Source organism: Spiroplasma sp. ald (genome assembly GCF_044714355.1).
In the GTDB taxonomy this organism is placed as follows: domain Bacteria; phylum Bacillota_I; class Bacilli_A; order Mycoplasmatales; family Mycoplasmataceae; genus Spiroplasma; species Spiroplasma phoeniceum.
The window spans coordinates 1-8,116 of sequence record NZ_RXFY01000045.1; the positions used below are offsets into that span (position 1 = coordinate 1).

Annotated in this window: 7 protein-coding genes and 1 riboswitch; of the genes, 4 read left to right on the forward strand and 3 right to left on the reverse strand. The window is 26.4% G+C overall.

The features are described from left to right. Positions 1-171: 171 nt before the first annotated feature. Both EHU54_RS03175 and EHU54_RS03180 read right to left on the reverse strand, forming a co-directional pair. A complete protein-coding gene (locus tag EHU54_RS03175; RefSeq protein WP_400248899.1) occupies positions 172-456 on the reverse strand; it encodes a hypothetical protein in 285 nt (94 codons plus the stop codon). Between the two features lie 174 nt (positions 457-630). Further along, entirely contained in the window at positions 631-1,851 is a 1,221-nt protein-coding gene (locus tag EHU54_RS03180; protein WP_400248900.1) for a hypothetical protein, read from the reverse strand. Positions 1,852-2,179: 328 nt separating this feature from the next. Between EHU54_RS03180 and tkt the strand changes: the two genes are divergently transcribed. Beyond that, positions 2,180-4,141, forward strand: a complete 1,962-nt coding sequence (tkt, locus tag EHU54_RS03185; RefSeq protein ID WP_400248901.1) for a transketolase — start codon at positions 2,180-2,182, stop codon at positions 4,139-4,141. Between the two features lie 38 nt (positions 4,142-4,179). On the opposite strand, the gene EHU54_RS03190 is transcribed toward tkt, so the two are convergent. Then, positions 4,180-5,205, reverse strand: coding sequence for an energy-coupled thiamine transporter ThiT (locus EHU54_RS03190; protein WP_400248902.1), 1,026 nt, complete (start codon positions 5,203-5,205; stop codon positions 4,180-4,182). Positions 5,206-5,284: 79 nt separating this feature from the next. After that, a riboswitch (TPP riboswitch) is annotated at positions 5,285-5,383 on the reverse strand. A 17-nt stretch (positions 5,384-5,400) separates the two neighbouring features. On the opposite strand from EHU54_RS03190, the gene EHU54_RS03195 reads away from it, so the two are divergent. Genes EHU54_RS03195 through mtnN form a run of 3 tightly spaced genes read left to right on the forward strand, consistent with a single transcriptional unit; the run spans position 5,401 to position 8,029 of the window. Continuing rightward, the gene (locus EHU54_RS03195; RefSeq protein WP_400248904.1) at positions 5,401-6,195 is read left to right on the forward strand and encodes a hypothetical protein; all 795 of its coding nucleotides are present in this window, start codon (positions 5,401-5,403) and stop codon (positions 6,193-6,195) included. A gap of 51 nt (positions 6,196-6,246) precedes the next feature. Next, the gene (locus tag EHU54_RS03200) at positions 6,247-7,344 is read left to right on the forward strand and encodes a nicotinate-nucleotide adenylyltransferase (RefSeq protein ID WP_400248905.1); all 1,098 of its coding nucleotides are present in this window, start codon (positions 6,247-6,249) and stop codon (positions 7,342-7,344) included. Between the two features lie 4 nt (positions 7,345-7,348). Next, positions 7,349-8,029 (forward strand): 5'-methylthioadenosine/S-adenosylhomocysteine nucleosidase, encoded by a 681-nt coding sequence (gene mtnN, locus EHU54_RS03205; RefSeq protein ID WP_400248906.1) that lies wholly within the window; start codon positions 7,349-7,351, stop codon positions 8,027-8,029. Positions 8,030-8,116: the final 87 nt, after the last annotated feature.

Sequence of the window (8,116 nt, forward strand, 5' to 3'; positions counted from 1 at the left end):
TCTAATATTTTTGTTCTAGCTCATTGGCTAAATTAATTAATAGTTGTTTTATTTTATATTCTTTTTTATTATAAATAATTTTACCTTTTTGAATATTTTTTATTTCGTTATATAAGTATCGTCCTATATCTTTTTCACCAGGTGGTAAATTTGTAATTTTTCCATATTGGATTACAAATGCTTTAAAAAATGCTTCTTCTTTTTATTTTGCACTTCAATTGCTTTTCTTTGAAATTCATTAATTTTTGCTTCTGCTTTAATACTTTGTTTTTCCTTTGTGCTATCTTCAATATTATCTAATAATGTAGTATTAATTTTTTCTTTTAAAGTTTTAATAATTTTATTATTTTCACTCGTATTAAGCTTATTACCATTAAATGTATTACAAGCAAGTAAAGATGTTGTACTTATTGCTGACGAACCAAATATCCCTAAAATAGTTAATATTTTTTTCATATTTTAATACTTATTTTTCCTTTCTTTTTTGAATTTTTACATAATGCAACTGCTTATTCCATTTATAACTTTTTTAAGAAAAAACAAGAGTATTTTTTAATAAATTTCTTTTTTCTTAACATTAAAAAGATATCTTATATAAGATATCTTTTCTTATAATTTATATATTAAAACCTAAGACCCTATTCTTTTTACTGGTAGTTTATTAAAAATAAAAATAAAACTTAAAAATAACATTCCAATGATAATACTATAAAAATATATATAAGTTAATATATTTGTAGAAAAAGTAATTATTACTGGAATAATAATAATACCTAACAATAAACTAAAGATAGCATGCCCGAAGACATGTTCAATCATTAGACCTAAGGTTAAATGCTCAGTTCCAACTAAATTAATTATATTATTTTTTTGAATACGACTTAAATGCCCAAGACAACATCCTATTAAGATTTGACTTCCACCTAAACCAATTGTTAAATATAAAATATGCGATAATTGGGTTTGAAAGGGGAAGAAGGCAATTGTTAATCCTAATAATAATGCAATGGCAATTATAGCAATAATTGTATTACAAATAATTTGGTGTTTAATATTATTATTGTTTATTTTTAGTAAATATCCAAATAAATAACTTATTTTTCGAATAACATATAAACTACCTATCACTATAATCATAATTGCGGTGTTATTAAAAATTAAAATAGGAAGAATGTAACCAAATACTTCATTAATACTGTATAAAAAACTTGATGAATATAAATAACTTCAAAATTGTTTGTTTTTTTGGAGTACTTTTCAACTATTAGGATTAATTTTAAAAGTAATTTCTTCTGTTTGAATATCATGGTTGAAAAAAATTAAACTAAAGTTAATTAATGCTAATAGACTAAAATATCCTTGTAAGGAAATTTTGGCTGTTAATTCTGTTAAAAAGTATTGTATTAAAAAAGGAATTATAATTGTAACAACACTTCCTAAAATAAAATAAAGACTAGGGTTTGTTTTTAACTGATGTTTACGGGTATAACTACGGATAATTTCCATTGAAAAAGGAACCATTCCAGCAACAAACATTCCTGTACAAAAAAGCAGTAAGGGATAAAAATAAATAATTAAATTATTATCAAAAAAATTAACAGTCATTAATAACGAGAGAAAAATAAAAAGAAAAAAACTATTAATTTGAAGGATAAAGATATTACTCTTTTTCTTTTTAACTTTAGCCCATAATGGGGTAAAAAAGAACATTGCAGTGGGAACTAATAAGAAGAATCAAATTTTTGTTAAACCAAATTTATCAAAAATTGCAAATGGAATAAATGAAAATAGTGCTCCCATCAAGATTCCCTGAATTATTATTATTTTTCAATTTCGTAATTTATTTGTCATTTTTATTATCACATCCTTTGCTTTTTTATGGTATTTATCATATTATTGCTTTTTAGTGTAGGGTTTAAAAAAACTTTTCTTTTTTAACTTACTTTTTTAAAAAATTAGAGGACGTTATCACGACTTTTAAATAAATATTTAACCATTCAAGGGACCACTCTTTTTCTATTAATTTTTTCATTTCAACTTCATTAATTATAAATGAATAATCCAAAAAAAGTAAGAATTAATGGAATATTTTTCAAATTATTAAGTTCTTTCTTTTAATTCGTTGTACAATGATATTATGAGTATTAATTTATTAGTGTATAAAAAGGAGATAAATAAAATGAAAAAATCAATTGATACAATCAAAATGTTGGGAATTGAAGCAATTAATAAAGCAAATTCAGGCCATCCAGGAATTGTTCTTGGTGCTGCGCCAATGGCATATACTTTATTCACAAGACACTTAGTTTTTAACCCACAAGTGGATAAATGAACAAATCGTGATCGTTTTGTTTTAGCAGCAGGACATGGTAGTGCTTTATTATATTCGTTATTGCATTTATCAGGATTTGATCTTAATATTGATGATTTACGAAATTTTCGTCAAGTTGATTCAATTACGCCTGGTCATCCGGAATCACATTTAACGCCCGGAGTGGATGTGACAACGGGTCCTCTTGGCCAAGGACTTGCAGCAGCAGTTGGTTTAGCGTTAGCAGAAACGCATTTAGCAGCAAGATACAATACCAATAAATATCCTCTTTATGATCATTATACTTATGTTTTATGTGGTGATGGTGATTTACAAGAAGGAGTTACACAAGAAGCAATATCTTTAGCAGGACATTGAAAACTAAATAAATTAATTGTATTATTTGATTCTAATGATGTGCAATTAGATAATATGGTTAATGTTGCACAAAGTGAAAACATTGCTGATCGTTTTAAAGCAGCAAATTGAAATTATCTTTTTGTCAAAGATGGTAATGATATTGAAGCAATTGATCAAGCTATTATAAAAGCAAAAAAAAGTGATAAACCAACATTAATCGAAGTAAAAACAATAATTGGTGATGGGGCAACAAAACAAGGTACACCAGCAGTACATGGGGCGCCGTTAGGAAGTGATATTGAAACAGTTCGTAAAATGTTAAAATGAGATTATAAACCATTTGAAGTTCCTAGTGAAGTTTATAAGGATTTTGAAATCAATGTTAAACAACGAGGAATTAAAAAATATCAGGAATGATTAGAAATGTATCAAGGTCTTTGCAAAGAAAATTCTACTTTAGCTAAAGAACTTGATGATGCCGTTTATGGTAATTTTAATTTTAATCCACAAGATTTTCGTGATTTAAAACCAATTAAGCCACAAGCAACACGAATTAGTAGTGGGGCAATCCTTGACCGTCTTTCTAATATTATTCCAGCTTTAATTGGTGGTAGTGCTGATTTAAGTGGTAGTACAAAAGCAAAGGGAACTGATGGTGTTTATAGTCCTGAAAATCGATTAGGCCGTAATTTAGCTTATGGAGTGCGTGAATTTGCAATGGCAGCCATTAATAATGGAATTTATTTACACCGTGGATTAATTCCTTTTGCAAGTGGTTTCTTTGTTTTTGCTGATTATATGAAGCCAGCTATTCGTTTAAGTTCATTAATGGAAATTCCAGCTATTTATATTTTATCGCATGATTCAATTGCTGTTGGTGAAGATGGTCCAACGCACCAACCAATTGAACAATTAGCAATGTTACGTAGTCAGCCAAACTTAAATGTTTTTCGTCCAGCTGATTTTAATGAAACATTAGGAGCTTATCATATCGCTTTACAGTCAAAACATACTCCAAGTGTTATTTTAATTACACGACAAGATTTACCAGAATTAGAACATTCAAATGTTGAGGCAGTGAAAAAAGGAGCTTATCAAGTTTATGGACAAGAATATAATAATAATGTTGTATTGTTAGCAACGGGTAGTGAAGTTAGCATGGCGATTACTGTTGCAAACAAATTAGAACATGATAAAAAAATTAAAGTAAAAGTAGTATCAATGCCTTGTTGAGAATTATTTGAGCAGCAAGATGCTGCCTATAAACAGAAATTGTTAGAACCAACAGCTTTAATTGCGTCAATTGAATTAGGAGCAACCTTTGGTTGAGAACGTTATACTTCTAATGGTTTAAATTTTGGAATTAACACTTTTGGACAATCAGGATTATTTCAAGATGTATTAGAATATTTTGGTTTTAATGTAGAAAACATTGTTAATGCTATTAATAAAAAAATGCAATCATCATAAAAATGATAATTGCATTTTTTTATTGTTCTCTTGTTTATTTAACTATCATATTTTAAATAACGTTGTCAAAAAATGGGAGCTAAACTACGTAAAATAAAAGGAACAACAATTTGAATAATTGGATAAGTAAAAAGAAAACTATGAATAAAGTTATAAACAATGGCATATAATCAATTACTATAACCTGGTCAAACTGAATCAGGGAATAAAGTTGTTCAAATTAAAACACCAACTAATACTTGTGACAAGTAAATAAGAGTAATAATACTAAAACAAATAATAATATAATTAACATAAGTAATATATTTTTTGTCATTATTAATTTTAAAACGCATAAAACCTGCAATTGTTGGAATAATCATTGGAACAAAATAATCTAATAAATATGATCATGGTGAAACAATAAAATTTGAAGCAATAAATAGCAATGATATCATGGTACTAATACTCCCAGTTATAAGACCAGCGATTGCTGAGTGTAAAAAAGCAATAACTATAAGTGGAAGATATTTTAAACCAATGCCACCACCATATGGTAAGTTAGGCAATAATGTTTCTAAATATGCTAAAGCTAAGGTTACTGCTACAAACATCGCAATAATAACAATATCAAATGTTTTTCATTTTCAAATTCCTAAATTAATTAAAAATCGTTTTCGTTTCATAGTATTAGTAAATAATAAATCACTAACCTTTATTTCATAACTATAAATAATAATATTACTAATTAAATTAAGAATATTCAAACTAATAATATTTAAAATAATAAACTGAAACTTATAATTAATATATTCTTCATAATTTGTTAATCAAACACTTATTGCAGATATGATACTAAATATTAAACCAAGTCCACAAGTCATTAAACAAAAAACTCATATATTTTTAAAATATTGGTCATTATTTAAATGAAATAGTTTACTTAATCTTGATAGTGGTAAAATACTAAGCGTTATTAAAATACCAAGGTATAAACTTATGACAATAAAAATTGTTGCTTTATTGTATCATAAAATAATGTTTTGTTGGTTTAACTTAACCTTAAAAGATGGGGGTCTAACCATATAAGAAATCTCCTTACACAAATAATTTTGTAATTAACTTCTATGAAAGTGAGCATCAAATTAAATTTATTAAATTAAATAAATAACGAATTTGAACTCCTTACGCTAGTGTTAACTAGATCAGGTTCGAAGAGTATTTCTCAAACTTATGTTTTATAAGTTACCTCTGTCAATTACAATATTATCTTAACATTGTTGGAAAAAACTGCAAGAAATTTTAATAATTTATTATATAATAATGTATATGGAATTAGAGGCAAAGATATGTTTAAATGATGAAGACGAAAAAAAACTGAACAAAAAATAATAAATTTAGAAACAGCTAGTGCTTTTGATGATGAAATTGAAGCATTTAGTGGGGTTAATTTTAGTGATGAAAAAATTGACTTTAAAGTGCCACAATCAACACAAGTGATGGTAAATAAATCAGAAAATTCTGAAATTAGAAATACTGAACAACACATCAAACCATCGAACCAAGAGAATATTAATAATATTCATAGCCTTGTTCAAAATGCACGTCATCAAATTAATAAATACAAAGAAGAATATAATGTTAATGAACATGAAAATGTTTTAGAACGTTTAGAACAATTAAAAAAATTACGTGATAGTTCACAAGTTCAACCAAATGAATTTCAACAAATGCTAAATCAAATTAAAGAACGGAATTTTAATGATCGAATGGCATATATTATGGATCGCATTAAAATTTCTCATCGTGATGATGATAAGTTAGAGTTAGACCATAATGATGAACCATTAGAAGAGAATCTCCCAAAAGGGGTAAAAAAAAATAAAGTTACAATTACTGGTAATAAAAATGAAATTAATACTTTTAAACAAAACTTACAAAAAAAAATTGCTAATGATTTAAGTGAAATAGAAAATGTTACCATTACATTATCTATTAAACAATTTCAAGAAGTTGTGCGTGATACTGTCGAAGATGTTTTAGCTGAATTAGGAATTAAAAATAAAGATGAATAATTTTTATTTTGTTTGAATTTGCTGTTATTTTTGAATTGGGAGGAAGAATAAATGAAGATAGCATTATTTGGTGGTAGTTTTGACCCATTTCATACTGACCATTTAGCAATGATTAATCTTGTTAAAACAAAAACAGATATTGATGAAATTTGAATTATTCCAACAAATCAGAATCCTTTTAAAACACGAAAATTATCTCCCCCTACGGATCGTGTCGCAATGATTAATTTAGCAATCGCTGATTTAGTGGATGTTAAAATTAATTTAATTGAATTAGAAAATGCAAAGCCTAGTACAACATATGAAACTGTTTTAAAATTGCAACAGCAATTTCCTCATCATCAGTTTTATTTTATGATTGGTTCTGATCAACTAGCATCATTAAATAAATGAAACAATATTAATGAATTAGCAAGAATGCAAACTTTTATTGTTTTCCAACGAAATGAACCAATTGATCAAACAATTTTAAAACAATATCAAGCAATGTTACTTCCATTTCATAATAATTTACATTTATCATCAACAATGTTACGAGAAGGAAAAAACATTGCATTACAATTGCCAAATATTACGAATTATATTAATAATAATTTATTATATTTGCCAGAACGACTAGGCCAAAATATGGATAAGGAACGCTATCAACATTGTTTAAATGTTGGCCAAAAAGCGCGGGAATTAGCATTAGTTCATAAGTTAAATCCGCAAAAAGTTTTAATTGCTGGGACTTATCATGATATTACAAAACAATGATTAGAACAAAAACAAAAAGCATATCTAACAAAATATTTACCAACGTTTTTATCAGAGCCAATTGCTACTTGGCATGCTTATACTGGTTATTGCCATTTAAAATATGATTTATTATTTAATGATGAAGATATTTTATCAGCAATTAAATGGCATACTGTTGGTCGACCAGAAATGACTTTATTTGAAATGCTAATTTTTGTTGCGGATAAAATTAGTAGTGAACGAAATTATTTAAAAGTTGATTATTATCGAAAATTAGCCCAAAAAGATTTAGTAAAGGCATTTCAAGAATTATTAATAGTTCAATTTGAACGAGCAGTCGCGAAGCAAGGCCTTGAGCATTTAGGAAAAAATATACAATTGACTTATCAGCAGTGAAAAGAGGATAAATAACGTTATGAATTTAATTATTAGTGCAATGAAAGAGGAATTGGCAGCAACTTTAAATGTTTTAAAACCAACAATAGTTGATAAATATACCCAGATTGAAGTATATCAAAAAGATAATTGATTATTCGCAATTAGCAAAATTGGGTTAGTTAATGCTGCTATGACTTTAACAACCTTACTTAAAGATTATGCAATTAAAACAGTTTATAATCTTGGAACAATTGGGACTTTAAAACCAAATTTTAAACCATTATCAGTTTTAGCAATTACGGAAGCTTACTATACTTTTGCTGATGCCCAAGAGTTTGGTTATGCAATGGGGCAAATCCCTGGCGAATTACCTAGTTATTATAGTGATAAAAAATTAATAACTACAATTACAACAAAAATGCCACACATTCAAACAGCAGTTTTAGGCAGTAGTGATATTTTTATTGATAAAATAGAATATTTTGAGCATATTAAAACTAAATTTAAAAATAAGATTGATGTGGTTGATATGGAAGGTTGTGCTTTTTTTCAAGTTGCTTTAAATTATCAAATTCCAATTGTTAGTATTAAAATTGTTACAGATTATTTAAAAGCAAATAAGAAAAGTTCAACAATACAATTTAAACAAAATTTATCACAAGCAGAAATTTTAATTTGTGAATTAATTTCAGCAGAATTATTTAATAATCAAGAATAGACTTCTTGCATAACCTATTAAAATAATTGTAAATATTTTTAAAAAGATACTAATAGCAAATTATAATTTTAATTAATTATGTCTTTT